This is a genomic window from Arundinibacter roseus (assembly GCF_004348825.1).
GTDB lineage: Bacteria > Bacteroidota > Bacteroidia > Cytophagales > Spirosomataceae > Arundinibacter > Arundinibacter roseus.
Genome location: NZ_SMJU01000009.1, coordinates 168,206 through 182,299, shown reverse-complemented (window position 1 = coordinate 182,299; position 14,094 = coordinate 168,206). Strand labels below are relative to the sequence as shown.

The window sequence follows — 14,094 nt, the reverse complement described above, 5'->3', positions numbered from 1 at the left end:
GTAACATCAATTCAAAAGAGGGTAGTTCAGCGTTAGTAAACTCTGAACTACCCTTTGAAGGTTGTATGCAGGTGGCTTTCCAAAAAATGAATGTCAGGATAAAATTTATCCGGGAGAATGAGTGATTGATTCTCGTGCCTTCCAAATAGAGAAGCGTAGGCCTCTTTTTCTTTTATGCGTTGGACTTCGCTGGAAATCAAAATTTTATAGGTAGAATCAATGCCGATGTAGCCTAGCTCAAATGCTTTATCGTGAATCGAACATAAACAAATACCGTTTTCTGGATTTAGGCGATTTACTAAATCCTCCGACCATTTTAAGATGTGGCTTGCAACTAAAAGTCCCGGTACGTCAAGAGCGCAGATAGCACAAGCGCTGGAATAGTTATTCATCACTACCTTTCTAAACAGCGATTGATTTACTCGCGTTTTGACAATCCTTTCTATGTCTTTTCCTTCCTTTCCACTTAAAATATCCTTTTCGATTTCCTGAATTTCAATCTGATCCAACGCTATTTCTTCAACCTTTTTATGTTGATAGCTAGCCAGAAGCACTTCGCTTTGGTACAGCATTTCAGCCCAATTGCCAGAAAATTCCGCATACATGGCAATTGCATTTTTTCCCGGATTGGCCAGGCCTTTTACCCGGTTTTGGTGCTTTGGATCCTGACTGGAAAGGTGCACAAGTTTATACGCAACTGCTCCGGGAGTTTTGTCGATTAGCTTTGCCAGCCTAATAACTTCTGCATTGCGGTTATTAAATTGACCGTAGCGAAGCTTGGTATACAAATTCATTACGAGCATGAATTCTTCTCTTGACCATTTACTCATGTTGACTGATTTCCTGTAATGCGATTTCCAGCTGTTCAATTACCCGAATGTAATCGCTTTTTAGTTCATCCAGTTCAATGCAGCCTAGTTCATTAGTCAGGAGAGCTAAGGCGGATTGTAGGGCGAGTTCAATTTTTTCTGTGTTCATAAGTTTTTGGTTTAATACGCTTTAAGGTTCGTAACGAAAATCTCAGTTGAGGAACGATTGCATCGGTACAGTGGGGGCAAACTTGCAGCGGGTAACTTAGGCCCGAAGAAACACGCACATAACTTTTTTGTACAAAGTACGGGAAAACTCCTGACTCCTGTTGGCTCGATAACATGACATTGCTATGAGCGGCAAGAAACTACAATTGAATTCTTTGTCCTCGAAAGATGCGCAGAACTCTCTATATCTCTTGTGACATCTGTTAATTTTTTACACAAGTAGACTTCAATTACTTTACTTTCTTCTCAACTGCATTTAATACTTTTCTGACGGAATCTTCATCGGTAATTTTCTCAGTCATGAATTGAACCGGCAAATCATTTTTCTGCCCGACCTCCTTCTACACAAATCATTTATTTACCCCATCAAGTCAGGAAAGTATTATACCTTTGGTGGTGAAAGGGCAGCCCTGGGTGGGCGCCTTTACCAAAATCAGTAAAGTGATTCTGAATCGTTAACCATTTTGTCTGACGCACTGCAATACATTGTCCTGACTCCCTATTTGCTGTCTGTCCTCTTCATTTTCGCATACAGCGTGTCGCAGGCGGGGCTCGTGAAAAGCTATTGGCAAGCCCGAAAACGAGAGTCGGCGCTGCCGCTACCGGCCCGGCTGCCGCTCGTCACGGTGCAGCTGCCGGTCTACAACGAACGCTACGTCATCGAACGCCTGATTGATGCCGTGGCGCAGTTTGACTACCCCAAAGAACGCCTCGAAATCCAGATTCTCGACGACTCTACCGACGATACGGTCGATATTATTTCCAGAAAAATAATTCATTATCAATCACTTGGCTACAACATAGCGCACATCCGCCGGGCCACCCGCACGGGCTACAAAGCCGGAGCGCTGGCACATGGTCTTACGCTGGCAAAGGGCGAATTTGTGGCCATTTTCGATGCTGATTTTGTACCAACGCCCGATTTTCTGAAAAAATCAATTCCTTATTTTGGCGATGCGGCCGTGGGGGTGGTGCAGTCACGGTGGGGGCATCTCAACGAAAATTTTTCGCTCATCACCCGCTTGCAGGCGTTCGGGCTTGATGCCCATTTTACCGTGGAGCAAACCGGCCGTAACGCTGGCGGGCACTTCATCAACTTCAACGGAACGGCGGGGGTGTGGCGCGTGGCCACGATTGCAGCGGCGGGCGGATGGTCGGCTGACACCCTCACCGAAGACCTTGACCTGAGCTACCGGGCACAGCAGCAAGGCTGGCGTTTTGTGTACCTCGAAGGCCTGATTTCTCCCGCCGAACTACCCGTCACGATGCCCGCCGTGAAGTCGCAGCAATACCGCTGGACCAAAGGAGCGGCCGAGTGCGCGCGTAAAAATCTGCCTGCCGTCTGGCGCAACGGGCAGCTGTCGTGGGCTACAAAACTCTACGCAACGTTCCACTTGCTCAACAGCTCCATTTTTGTGGCTACGCTTCTTACGGCGCTGCTGAGCGTCCCGGTGCTTTTGCTGGGTTTGGGGTGGCAGTGGCTGGCGTTTTTTCAGCTAAGCCTGGTGAGTATGGGCGTGTTCTACTGGGCTGCTTTCCGACGAAACGGAGGAAATTTGGGGCAATTTTTGCTGCGTTTTCCGGCCTTTCTGGTCATTATGCTCGGGCTGTCGCTGCACAATGCCGTGGCGGTGCTGGAAGGCTATGCAGGCAAAAAAACGCCCTTTATTCGCACGCCCAAGTTCAACGTCACGCAGCGTGGCGACCGTTGGCAGGCCAACACCTACCTGGCCCGGCAGATTCCGCCGATGACCTGGCTCGAATTGGGTCTTGTGCTGTATTTTGTAGCCGGAATAGCGCTCGGACTGTATACAGAGCAATATAGCGCACTGGCTTTTCATGCGCTTTTAGTGGTGGGTTACGGCTTTGTTGCGTACTATTCGGTACGGCATTCGCGGGTTAAGTCATGAAAAAATATCTTGCAATCCTCTGGATTTTGCTTTCAGCAGCGGGTTACGGTTGGCTACTTTATGGCCTGCAACGCACCGATACATCTCTTTTACTGAGTCTCTGGGGAGCCTTGTTTTTGCTGTATGCATTGGCTTTTTATTACAAAGCAGAACAGCATTTTAGCCTTTTTCTGGTTGCAGCGCTGGTTTTTCGCTGCGTGGGCCTGTGGTCAGTTCCGGTACTGTCAGACGACGTTTTTCGCTTCATTTGGGACGGACGGCTGCTGGCGCAGGGCCATAATCCGTACATGTACCTTCCCTCCGAACTAGTAGCAACTGATATAGCCACACAGGCCGGACTTACGCCGGAGCTTTTTCAAAGACTCAATTCCCCGGCTTATTACACCGTGTATCCCCCGCTTTTGCAGCTGTGGTTTTGGGTATCTACCCTTCTGACTTCCAGCGAGTCAGCTACTATATTTTGGCTACGACTACCGCTTGTGCTGGGAGAATTTGCGTCTTTGTGGCTGCTTTTTCAACTCCTGCAAAAAATGGGTAAAAATAAGCAAGAAGTCCGACGAGGCACCTTGCTCTATGCGCTCAATCCGTTGGTCATTGTGGAGCTCATACCTAATGTTCACTACGAGGGGCTCATGATCTGTTTTGTGCTGGCGTGCCTGTATTTTTATCCGAATAAAAACAAAATCGGTTCTGCCTTTTTTCTAAGTTTAGCCGTTGGTGTCAAGCTCTTGCCACTCATTTTTCTACCCACTTTAATACCCAAAGAAAATAAATTTAAGGCACTGATTTACAGTTCACTAGTTGGGGTTCTTGTGCTACTTCCTTTTCTGTTTTTCTTTGATAAATTCATCATCGAACGTTTTTCTACAAGCCTGGATCTGTACTTTCGGACGTTTGAGTTCAACGCAAGTTTGTACTACCTGCTTCGTAAAATCGGCATGTGGATTTTGGGTTACAATCCCATTGCTACGCTGGGGCCGCTGCTTTCTCTGCTTAGTTTTTCGACCATTCTTTTCCTTTCTTTTGGGCAAATATTACCAATCAATCGCTACGAACGGCTGCTGCTGATTCTGACCGTCTATCTTTTTTGTGCCACTACCGTACATCCCTGGTACGTGGTGCCGTTGCTGGCGCTGTGCGTGTTGGGGCGGTTCCGGTTTCCTTTGGTTTGGTCGGTGCTGTTACCGCTTACGTATACGGCCTATCAAACTCCGGTTTTTGTAGAAAAAAGCTGGGTACTTGTGTTGGAATACGCGCTGGTTTGGGGCTGGCTGGCCTGGGAGCTTTGGAGTAATAAAACTCGTCGTGCCGCTTTTGAGGAGTAAAGCTAACCTTGCACGTGCGCATGATTTCTCAACTTGATCCTCCCAAAACTATACTCGGACAGCTGCGTTACCTGGGTCCGGGTTTCATTATGTCAGCGGCTATTGTGGGCTCCGGTGAGCTAATTGCCACCACCACATTAGGTGCCAAAGCCGGGTTTGTGACCTTTTGGGTAATTCTCGTGAGCTGCCTGGTGAAAGTAGCACTGCAACTGGAATTTGGCAAAAACGCCATTTATTCGGGTACCTTCACGATGCACAATTTCAACCGCCTGCCCGGCCTGCGGTGGCGGGGCACGCATTGGAGCCTGTGGCTGTGGCTGTCGCTGCAAGGGCTGAAATTGATGCAGGTGGGCGGCATTGTGGGTGGTGTCGCCATTGTGCTCAACATGGCTTTTCCGGTGGTTTCGGTCAATATTTGGGCATTTCTGGCGGCGTTGGTAACGGCCTTGCTGGTTTATCGGGGCTACTACAAGCCTATTGAAAAAGGATCACTGATTATGATCGTTCTTTTTTCGTCGGTCGTGCTGGTTTCTCTCTTTCTTTTGCAAGGAACGGTATATGCTATACGTTGGACGGATATTCAGGAAGGAATCAGCTTTAAGTTACCTCCCGAAGCCGTAGCGGTAGCCTTTGGTGCCTTCGGAATAACGGGCGTAGGTGGTGACGAAATCATGTACTATAATTACTGGTGTATCGAAAAAGGCTATGCGGCCTACACCGGCCCCAACGACGGCACCGAAGCCTGGGCCGCCCGCGCCAAAGGCTGGATTCGGGTCATGTACCTGGACGCTATTTTGTCGATGATCGTGTATACCGTCGTCACGGCGGCCTTTTATTTGCTGGGCGCCGCAGTGCTGCATGGCAGTGGTGAAGTTCCCGAAGGCTACCGGATGATTGCCGTTTTGTCGCGCATCTTTACCGAAACCCTGGGCCCGTGGGCCGAAACGTTGTTTTTGGTCGGTGCTTTTACGGCTTTATACTCCACGTTGTTTACGGCTACGGCAAGTTGGGCACGGGTCTACGGCGACGCCTTTGGGCAGTTGGGTTGGCTCAACTACGATACTGTGGAGCAGCGCCGCCGTTCCATTGCTATTTTTTCGTGGGTATTTCCGTTTTTGTGGTGCGCCTTTTTCCTCTTTTTCCAATCGCCCGTCATGATGGTGATCCTGGGGGGTATCGCCACGTCGGTTTTGCTTTTGCTCATTGTGTGGGTAGCGTGGGTGTATCGCTACCGCTCACTGCCTACGGCCCTGCGCCCCTCCCGCCTCTACGATGTTTTATTTTGGTTAAGCATTGTATCTATTCTGATTGTCAGCGGCTATGGAGTGTGGCAGGTGTTGTAGGTGGAGGCTAAATAGATTTTTTGAATAGTAATTTTTTGCAAATGTAGCATGTACGAAAATTCGCTTTTGTTATTTATCAACCCAACTTTCCAAAATAATACCAGATAAATTTTCAAAATCACGGGTATTGCGTGTTACCAGAATAAGCTCGTGCACAATTGCCGTACTCCCAATGAGTAGATCAAATTCACCGACCGTGCGGCCCATTTTTCGTATTTGTGTTTTTTGACGTGCATCTTCATGTAAAGCAGGACCTATTCCTAAAATACGGCCCGAGTAAAGCGTCTGTAATTTTTTGACCTTAGCTAGATTGCTTTGTTTACGAGTAGGCAAACTATTTTCAACGCCAAAAAGTAATTCTGCAATAGTGATCTCTGATAAAAAACAGGATGATAAACCAACACTTTCAATCCGTTCTTTTATTTCATATTCATCTTTCAGAAAATGAACGCAGATATTGGTATCCAGCAAATAATAGCTCATAATTGTATACTGCGTGGGCTATCATTTCTGGACTTTCTAAGAAACTCGGCTAACTCATCACCGGTTTCATCTCCCTGCCAACTTCCTGCCACTTCTTCAAAAAGGGCTTTTTCTTCTGCTTTGTCCAACGTCGGCACATCGTATGTCTCATGTGTACGTAGCCCCAAACGTTCTGCCAGTTCTTTGAACAGAGCGAAATCTTTGTCGCTTGGTGTTTCTATAATGATGCTATGTCCCATGATTTCTGCTTTTTATAACCGTAGATAAATTGAGTACCTGCTACCAAAAACAACTGGTCTACATTTTAACACTAAAATACTGGATTTATTTCCCGCGTCCATATTTTTTCATCAATTCAAATACCTTTTCTGTTGGCAATTTCTCTACCTTATGTCCCTGAAAACCAGTGGAAGTTTCGGCCATGAACAGCGAGTTGATGATTGCTTCTTCGGTGGCTTCTATGGCCCCCAAAAAGAGCGGAGACACGAAGTCATTGTGCAGCACCACGACGGCAGTTGTGCGATCGTCGGTACTGTGCGGCACTCGGTTGGCCGTCGAAAATGCTACGACATAGTCGCCGCTGCCATTGGATGCAATGCCGCCTGTACGGGCCAATCCGAGCATTGCCCGCTGTGCCAGACGTTTCAGATTGCGGGCGTCAAGCGGCGCATCGGTCGCCACGATCATCATGCAGGAGCCATCCGACGATTTATCAAGCGATTGTTTAAAAGAATATTGTCCCAACTCTTCCCCAACGGGTACGCCGTTGACCTGCAACACACCGCCAAAGTTGGTTTGCACCAGTACACCTATTGTGTAGCCTCCGAGCCGGGCGGGCAGCTTGCGTGATGCCGTGCCGATGCCACCTTTCCAGCCAAAAGCCACCGTTCCGGTTCCGGCACCTACGTTTCCTTCGGCCACGGCCCCCGTCTCTGCCGTGCGAAGGGCGGTCAAGACGTGATCCTTTGTGACGTGCCGCCCACGAATGTCGTTCAGGCCACCGTCGTTGGTTTCGCCTACGAGCGGATTTACCGAACGCACGTTTTCGTTGCCTGCCTGCGCAAGGGTCCAGTCAATCAGCGCATCAGCAGCGGTGGGTACGCTGAGGGTGTTGGTCAGGATGATGGGTGTTTCGAGCGTGCCTAATTCTTCTACCTGCGTGGATCCGGCAAGTTTTCCAAAACCATTTCCAACAAATACAGCGGCAGGAACTTTATTCTGAAAAATATTTCCGTCATGCGGTAGTATAGCCGTAACTCCCGTTCGGATATTCCGCCCTTCAAGCAAGGTTACTTGTCCGACTTTTACTCCGGCTACGTCCGTGATGGCATTTAGATTTCCGGCAGGCAGCACGCCAATTGTCAGGCCAAGATCGCGTGGGCGGGTTTGGGCGTTTGCATGGGTAAACATACTAGAAATGAAAAGCAATGTGCACAAGAGAGAAGTAGGGAGCGGGTGTTTCATGATGGTTTTTGGATAAGTTATACTTTTTGAATTACAAGGTAATTGATGAAAGTTAGTAGCCTGATTCGTGCTATTGAATCTTAATACAATGGAATCTGTCCAGTCCACGTGAATTTTTACCTCATTCGTATTTATTTGGGTACATCGAACAATGATTATTCAAGTAGTTAAATTGCTCCCATTTTTATTGCGACGAAAACAAGTAAAACTCTTTGACGGTCTTATCAATACAGTAGTAACGTATAAAAATGCATTAATTTTCACAAATAACCGGAAAGAACCTGTTCATACCTGACAAACCGGGCAAAAATACGTGGTTCGGCCTCCAACTTTACTAATTTCAATCTTTGTTCCATCGCGCTGACACCGCAGATGTTGCTCTTGATTCGGGTGTGGCGAGGTGTCCCAGGCTCGGGCGTGAATGAGGTAGGAGAGTGGGAAATCAGCGTAGCGCGCTTCTTTTTCAATCGCTTTTTGCAACACTTCCCCGATTGCTTTCCACACGGCATGTACCTCCGCTTTGGTAAGGGTGGCGGCTATTTTTTCGGGATGAATTTTGGCCTGATACAAAAGTTCATCCGCAATCCAATTGCCCACGCCGGCGGCTACCCGCTGATCCAGTAGGGCCGATTTGATCGGAACTTTTCGATGAGCCAAGGCAGTGGCTAACTCTTCTTCGGTGAGTTCGAGGGCATCTTTCCCGATTTTTTTATCCTGTAAGTACCCATCAATATCAGTCACCAAGCCGATACGCTCAAACTTCCGTGGGCAAACAAACGCAAGATTGAATCCGCTCAAAAACGAAAACACCATACGCGCATGCCGAGGCCGATCCAGCGAAGTATGATAGTATTCCAGCGACCCGGTCATGCCAAAATGCATTCGCAAAATGACGGCGGGTTTGGTGGTATAAACGAACAGGTTTTTGCCTACCCGCCGGGTGCCCGTGAATGCAGCGCCATGAAGTGCTTCGTTCAGGACAACCGGGTCCGTCGTCAGGAGTCGGGTATCTTCCACATCAAAATTGACAATCGGCTGATGCAGGCTTGTGGCTTCCAGGTACAAACGGAAACCTTCTACTTCGGGTAGCTCGGGCATAAAGTGAATTTACTTTCATGAAAATTATCTGGTTCACTTTACAAAACCCGTCCGAACAGAAAATGGTTTTTTCAGGCAAAAGCCATCGGGTAAAGTTTCTGTTGCTCCTGATGCAATGCATCGAAAGCCAAAGCGCCACCAAAAAAACTAATCCAGCCAACTACACAAATTGCAGGAATTAGGAGTAGCCCCGAACCGCTCAAAGAAGGAAGAAAAAGAATATAGCAGATGTAATAATTGAGGTACAAGTTGAACGTAAGGCCGAAGTGCAGTGTATTGTGGTACTGCATAGCAAGTAGCTGTCGATCTTTTCGGGGTCTTTTTCTGAAAAAATAATAGATCGCAATTCCGTCAGCCAAAAGTGCAAAGAGCCCGTTTGCAAGCAGAAAGGTTTTGGGATCAAGCACGTCGAAAGCGATAAACAGAATTAGGGTTAAAATCAGAGTGCCGATTATTTTTGGCAATACAAACAGGCTTTTAACAGATTTCCAGAATAAATGCCTGTTTTTTCTGTTTACTGCTTTGGCTTTTTCTTCAATGACTTCCGTAAATCCAAAAATCCCGAAGCGGGCGTAAACCTGCTGCAGGGCTGTGTCAAACGAGAGCGCCGGAGTAGCGGCAAGGCGTTGCTCAATTTCGCTGGCAAGGTGGTCTACAAGTTCGAGCTGTACGTCGTAGTAATCCACGTACTTTCTTTTGACAAATTCCGTCAGGGCATCAATTTGTGCATCGGTCAGTGCAGGGTCAGAATGTTTCATTGGGCCGAAAATTTACGAGTGAAAGAATTACGGGAAATTAGATAATTGTTAACCAAGGCTTACCTTCGGGTGCAGCAGCAGTTGCATGTGTTTCATGAATTCTTCGAGTTCAGCCAGGCGATTGACCGTCTCGGTTTGTCCTTTGGGCGTGATCGAGTAGTACTTGCGCATCCGGTTTCCGGCGGGTACTACCTCCACCGTCAGCAGGCCGTCGGCTTCGAGTTTGTGAAGAGCCGGATACAGCGCTCCCTCGTTGATAGTGACCTCGTTAGCCGTAAGTTCTTTTACCTTTTGGGTCATTTCGTAGCCGTACATGCGTCCGTTTTCTTCCAGCAATTTCAAGATTACGGTGGTCAGGCTTCCTTTATATAGTTGAGAATTATTCATAACACTATTTTTTCCTGCATAAAACCGAAAGCAAATGTATACATCAGAATTTGATGTATCAAGAGTTGAGGTATAAAAAATCTCTTCGGTACTTTGTGCCTTGAAGCTGAGGTAGGCTGTTCCCATAAATTTTCCCTAATTTTGCACACCATTTGGGTAATCCGGTGGTTATGAGCAGGAACATGAAGTATTAATCCATATAGAATAGACATCTAATGCTACTAAGCGAACAGGAAATTTTGCGCCGCCAAAAGCGCGAAGAGTTGATGCGGATGGGGATAAATCCCTATCCTGCCGAAGAATTTGTGGTAAATGCCACGGCTGCTGACATTCATAAAAACTACGAAAACAATAAGTTAGACTATAAAAGTGTCACGTTGGCCGGACGGCTCATGGGTTTCCGAATCATGGGGAGCGCATCCTTTGCCGAATTGCAGGATAGCACCGACCGCATTCAGCTGTACTTCCGGCGCGACGATCTGTGCCCGGATGAAGACAAAACATTATACAACACGGTATTCAAAAAGCTGCTTGATATTGGCGATATTATCGGTATCAAGGGGTTTGTCTTTACGACTCAAACCAACGAAATATCGGTTCACGTACAGGAATTTGTGCTTCTGAGCAAAGCTCTTCGGCCGCTTCCGGTGGTCAAACGCGACGACGAAGGCAACGTGTACGACGGCTTTACTGACCCCGAGCTACGCTATCGGCAGCGCTACGTGGATCTGATCGTGAACCCTGCCGTGCGGGACGTGTTCCGCAAGCGGGCGCGGATAATCACGACGATGCGTGGTTATTTTGATGATAAAGGCTGGCTGGAAGTAGAAACGCCCGTGTTGCAGGCAATCCACGGTGGGGCAGCGGCGCGTCCGTTTGAGACGCATCATAACTCGCTGGATATGAAGCTATTTTTGCGAATTGCTACCGAACTTCATCTCAAACGCCTCATTGTGGGCGGATTTGAAGGCGTGTACGAATTTGGCAAACTGTTTCGCAACGAAGGCATGGACCGAACCCACAACCCGGAGTTTACGACCGTGGAACTGTACGTAGCTTATAAAGACTACGACTGGATGATGCGCACGCTGGAAGAGCTACTGGAAAAAGTGGCAGTGGCGGTCAATGGTCAAACCACCGCAACTTTCGGTACCACTGAGCTGGACTTTGCGGGGCCGTATCCGCGGCTGAGCATTACGGATGCGATCAAACAATACACAGGACTGGATGTCGAAAGCATGGACGAGGTCGCTATTCGTGAGCAATGCCGCAGCTGGGGTATGGACGTGAACGAAACAATGGGCAAGGCCAAGCTTATTGATGAGGTTTTTGGTGAAAAAGTAGAAGAACACATCATTCAGCCAACGTTTATTATCGATCATCCGGTAGAGATGTCGCCGCTGACCAAGAAGCACCGGAGCAAGGCCGGAGCGGTAGAGCGCTTTGAACTGTTTGTAAATGGAAAAGAAATAGCGAATGCGTATTCGGAGCTCAACGACCCGATCGATCAACGCGAACGCTTTGACGATCAGTTGAAGCTTAAAGAGCGGGGCGATGATGAAGCGATGGAAATGGACGACGATTTTCTGCGTTCGCTCGAATATGGCATGCCACCCACGGCAGGTATCGGCATCGGCATTGATCGCCTGACGATGCTTCTGACCAATAATTCAAGCATACAAGAGGTTATATTTTTCCCGCAAATGCGGCCTGAAAAGAAGGTAGAACTTGCCTCAGATGCCGACTACGAAGCCGCCGGAGTGCCGCTCGTGTGGGTGCCTGCATTACAAAAAATGGGATTGATGACAATTGATCAACTCAAAGCGGCAAGCCCCAACAAGGTATTCAATGATTTGGGCGGTATGCGTAAGAAGTTGAAAATTGACGCACCCATGCCTAAAAAGGAAGAGGTAGAAGCCTGGATTGCCTAGCTATATTTACACAAAAAGACCGCAGCAATGCCGCGGTCTTTTTGTTTTTCACTGCCAGAAAAAGTAAAAATTATATCTTTCTTACTTGTACAGCATTCAGTCCTTTTTTGCCTTCCACAACCTCAAATTCAACGCGGTCGTTCTCACGGATAGTAAGGCCTCCCAACCCTGTTACGTGAACAAAAATGTCTCTGTTGGTATCGTCTTCAACGATAAAACCATACCCCTTGGCTTCATTGAAAAATTTTACAGTACCTGTCTGCATGATAATGGTATAATAAGAATGAAAAATAATACATGAAAAACTTGGAAAAATTGGCCCTGACGACTTGCATTGGGATAGGCCTAGTGGTTAGGAATGACTTGGGAGAATCTCCGAAAGCACCTCCCGGAGAGGCAGGGAATCCATGTTTAGCAAAACGTGAGTAGTCAAAATTTTACAAATTCTTCAAACGCAAAGAAACGAAAATTGTTTGGAAAACAATTAATTTCACCAAACAATTTGAGTATGCGTGGGTTATTGCCGATATAAACACCTTGTGTGTCTCAGATATAGCTACTTATGTTCATTTGCATGCAACGATTCTTATGAGTAATTTAAAGGTTCAAAACACAACTACTGGCATGGATCGTTTTCGCTATTACGTAGAAAATCAAATTTTTGGCGTGTGCGCGCGGTTGGGAGAGAAATGGAAAATCTCCGCGAGTAGCATTCGTCTGTATTTTATTTACGCCACCTTCCTGACCTTTGGTTCGCCCATCATTTTATACCTCATCATGGCTTTTTGGATGGAAATCCGCAAGCACCTTCGCCGCCACCAAAGCCCAACAATCTGGGAATGGTAAATAGCCGGTTTGGAAGCGCCCTAAGGGAGCTGCGAGAACCGTTTTTTGCCCTTAATAAAATACTGCCAAACCACACTTTTCTGGTAAAGTTCTGCCTGTATTGGCAGTTCCTTACGCATACGGCTCAGCTTGGGAATAAGTCCATAAAAGGCAAAATGCGCCCGCACAATCGCCCATACGTCCGGCCACGCTCCGGCCATAATGAAACGCACGCTTGATACTCCGTCGAGTAGGAGCCTTGCCAGCAAAACGGGAAAGAGTTGCTTGGCTGGAAGATTCTTGTAAAGCATGACGAGGTTGTTTCGATAATTCAGAAACGTCTTGCGGGGGTTTGATTTGTGCAGCGTGCCGCCACCGACATGAAATACCTCACTTTGTCCACAGCAACTGATTCGATGCCCGCGATTGATGAGACGCCAGCATAAATCTATTTCTTCCATGTGCGCAAAAAAGAGCTCGTCGAAACCTCCGACGGCATGAAAATCTTTGGCCCGCACAAACAGACAGGCGCCTGTGGCCCAAAAAACATCCATGGTGTGGTCGTATTGACCCGAATCTTTTTCGCAGGTATCAAAAATCCGGCCCCGGCAGTACGGATACCCTAAATAATCCATGAATCCGCCCGCCGCACCGGCATATTCAAAATGCGTGGGCGTAGCAAACGACTTTATTTTGGGCTGACAGGCCGCCACGTTTGAGTTGGCCTGCATGTACGAAATGACGGGTTCGATCCAATGTGGAGTTACTTCTACGTCCGAGTTGAGCAACACATAAAACTCGGCCTCTATGCGGCTGAGGGCATAATTGTAGCCACCCGCATATCCTTTATTTTCTGGAATCGTGAGGAGGTTCAGTCCGGGCTGTGCGGCAAGCCACTCCATAGAACTGTCGGTGGAGGCGTTGTCGGCCACCCATAGTTCACAACCTTCTGAAAATTGGCGAACGGAAGGCAAAAACTGTTCGAGGTGTTTTTGCCCGTTGTAGTTCAAAATAACAATTGCGACCTGTTTCATTAGAAAAAAAACTCCGGACCAAAGGCCGGAGCAACGCTAAAATGGGGTAAAAATAAACAGGACGGTTTTATTTCATAAGATTTCCAAAGTCCATTCCCGGAATATTGGGCAGCAGACCGTCGGTCGCTTTTTGGAGATGTTCCTTAATTTTTGGTTCGATAGTATCAAGGGCTTTATTGACAGCGGCAACCACCAAATCCTGCATCATTTCTTTATCTTCGGGTTTCAACAGATCCGAGTCGATTTGCAGAGCGACAACTTTTTTCTGCCCGTTTACGGTAGCGCGCACCAGTCCGGCACCTGATTCGGCCGTTTCTGTAATTCCGCTCAACTGTTCCTGAGCTTCTTTCATTCGAGCCTGAAGGTCTTTCATTTTGCCCATCAGCCCCATCATATCACCCATACTTCCAAACATAGTCAGGTTGTTTTTTTGTAAAATATCCGATTATAAAACTCGTTCCGAAGCGTAGATGTTTGTCTTGATTATACGCCAAACTAT

General features: G+C 47.5%; 16 protein-coding genes. 5 read left to right on the top strand and 11 right to left on the bottom strand.

What is annotated here, in order from left to right:
* Window positions 1-47 precede the first annotated feature (47 nt).
* Together EZE20_RS15750 and EZE20_RS24060 are read right to left on the bottom strand one after the other, a co-directional pair.
* Window positions 48-830 carry an HNH endonuclease gene (locus EZE20_RS15750; RefSeq protein ID WP_132119360.1) on the bottom strand — a complete coding sequence of 261 codons (783 nt, stop codon included), beginning with the start codon at window positions 828-830 and terminating at the stop codon, window positions 48-50.
* Entirely contained in the window at window positions 823-978 is a 156-nt protein-coding gene (locus tag EZE20_RS24060; protein WP_165933489.1) for a hypothetical protein, read from the bottom strand. The genes EZE20_RS15750 and EZE20_RS24060 overlap by 8 nt, the downstream gene beginning before the upstream one ends.
* Before the next feature lie 523 nt (window positions 979-1,501).
* On the opposite strand from EZE20_RS24060, the gene EZE20_RS15745 reads away from it, so the two are divergent.
* From EZE20_RS15745 to EZE20_RS15735, 3 genes are read left to right on the top strand one after another with little or no spacing between them, the layout of a single operon-like run.
* Window positions 1,502-2,947, top strand: coding sequence for a cellulose synthase family protein (locus EZE20_RS15745; protein WP_228713790.1), 1,446 nt, complete (start codon window positions 1,502-1,504; stop codon window positions 2,945-2,947).
* A complete protein-coding gene (locus EZE20_RS15740; RefSeq protein ID WP_132119358.1) occupies window positions 2,944-4,272 on the top strand; it encodes a hypothetical protein in 1,329 nt (442 codons plus the stop codon). The genes EZE20_RS15745 and EZE20_RS15740 overlap by 4 nt, the downstream gene beginning before the upstream one ends.
* A 20-nt stretch (window positions 4,273-4,292) precedes the next feature.
* Window positions 4,293-5,615 (top strand): Nramp family divalent metal transporter, encoded by a 1,323-nt coding sequence (locus tag EZE20_RS15735; RefSeq protein WP_132119356.1) that lies wholly within the window; start codon window positions 4,293-4,295, stop codon window positions 5,613-5,615.
* A gap of 69 nt (window positions 5,616-5,684) precedes the next feature.
* On the opposite strand, the gene EZE20_RS15730 is transcribed toward EZE20_RS15735, so the two are convergent.
* The 6 genes from EZE20_RS15730 to EZE20_RS15705 form a co-directional block, all read right to left on the bottom strand.
* Window positions 5,685-6,098: a PIN domain-containing protein gene (locus tag EZE20_RS15730; protein ID WP_132119354.1), complete on the bottom strand. Its 414-nt coding sequence runs from the start codon at window positions 6,096-6,098 to the stop codon at window positions 5,685-5,687.
* Window positions 6,095-6,337 carry a nitroreductase family protein gene (locus EZE20_RS15725; protein ID WP_132119352.1) on the bottom strand — a complete coding sequence of 81 codons (243 nt, stop codon included), beginning with the start codon at window positions 6,335-6,337 and terminating at the stop codon, window positions 6,095-6,097. The genes EZE20_RS15730 and EZE20_RS15725 overlap by 4 nt, the downstream gene beginning before the upstream one ends.
* 85 nt (window positions 6,338-6,422) lie before the next feature.
* Entirely contained in the window at window positions 6,423-7,508 is a 1,086-nt protein-coding gene (locus EZE20_RS15720; RefSeq protein WP_228713788.1) for a DmpA family aminopeptidase, read from the bottom strand.
* A gap of 339 nt (window positions 7,509-7,847) precedes the next feature.
* On the bottom strand, window positions 7,848-8,660 hold the full coding sequence (locus EZE20_RS15715) for an Fpg/Nei family DNA glycosylase (protein WP_132119348.1): 813 nt from the start codon (window positions 8,658-8,660) through the stop codon (window positions 7,848-7,850).
* Window positions 8,661-8,731: 71 nt separating this feature from the next.
* On the bottom strand, window positions 8,732-9,418 hold the full coding sequence (locus EZE20_RS15710) for a hypothetical protein (RefSeq protein WP_132119346.1): 687 nt from the start codon (window positions 9,416-9,418) through the stop codon (window positions 8,732-8,734).
* Between the two features lie 48 nt (window positions 9,419-9,466).
* Window positions 9,467-9,805 (bottom strand): PadR family transcriptional regulator, encoded by a 339-nt coding sequence (locus EZE20_RS15705; RefSeq protein ID WP_132119517.1) that lies wholly within the window; start codon window positions 9,803-9,805, stop codon window positions 9,467-9,469.
* A gap of 215 nt (window positions 9,806-10,020) precedes the next feature.
* Between EZE20_RS15705 and lysS the strand changes: the two genes are divergently transcribed.
* On the top strand, window positions 10,021-11,736 hold the full coding sequence (gene lysS / locus EZE20_RS15700) for a lysine--tRNA ligase (protein ID WP_132119344.1): 1,716 nt from the start codon (window positions 10,021-10,023) through the stop codon (window positions 11,734-11,736).
* A 70-nt stretch (window positions 11,737-11,806) separates the two neighbouring features.
* On the opposite strand, the gene EZE20_RS15695 is transcribed toward lysS, so the two are convergent.
* Window positions 11,807-12,001, bottom strand: coding sequence for a cold-shock protein (locus EZE20_RS15695; RefSeq protein ID WP_132119342.1), 195 nt, complete (start codon window positions 11,999-12,001; stop codon window positions 11,807-11,809).
* Between the two features lie 359 nt (window positions 12,002-12,360).
* On the opposite strand from EZE20_RS15695, the gene EZE20_RS15690 reads away from it, so the two are divergent.
* Window positions 12,361-12,582 (top strand): PspC domain-containing protein, encoded by a 222-nt coding sequence (locus tag EZE20_RS15690; protein ID WP_132119340.1) that lies wholly within the window; start codon window positions 12,361-12,363, stop codon window positions 12,580-12,582.
* Window positions 12,583-12,602: 20 nt separating this feature from the next.
* Here the strand turns inward: EZE20_RS15690 and EZE20_RS15685 are convergent, their stop codons facing one another.
* Both EZE20_RS15685 and EZE20_RS15680 read right to left on the bottom strand, forming a co-directional pair.
* On the bottom strand, window positions 12,603-13,595 hold the full coding sequence (locus tag EZE20_RS15685; protein WP_132119338.1) for a glycosyltransferase family 2 protein: 993 nt from the start codon (window positions 13,593-13,595) through the stop codon (window positions 12,603-12,605).
* 67 nt (window positions 13,596-13,662) lie between these two features.
* Entirely contained in the window at window positions 13,663-14,010 is a 348-nt protein-coding gene (locus EZE20_RS15680) for a YbaB/EbfC family nucleoid-associated protein (RefSeq protein WP_132119336.1), read from the bottom strand.
* Window positions 14,011-14,094 lie beyond the last annotated feature (84 nt).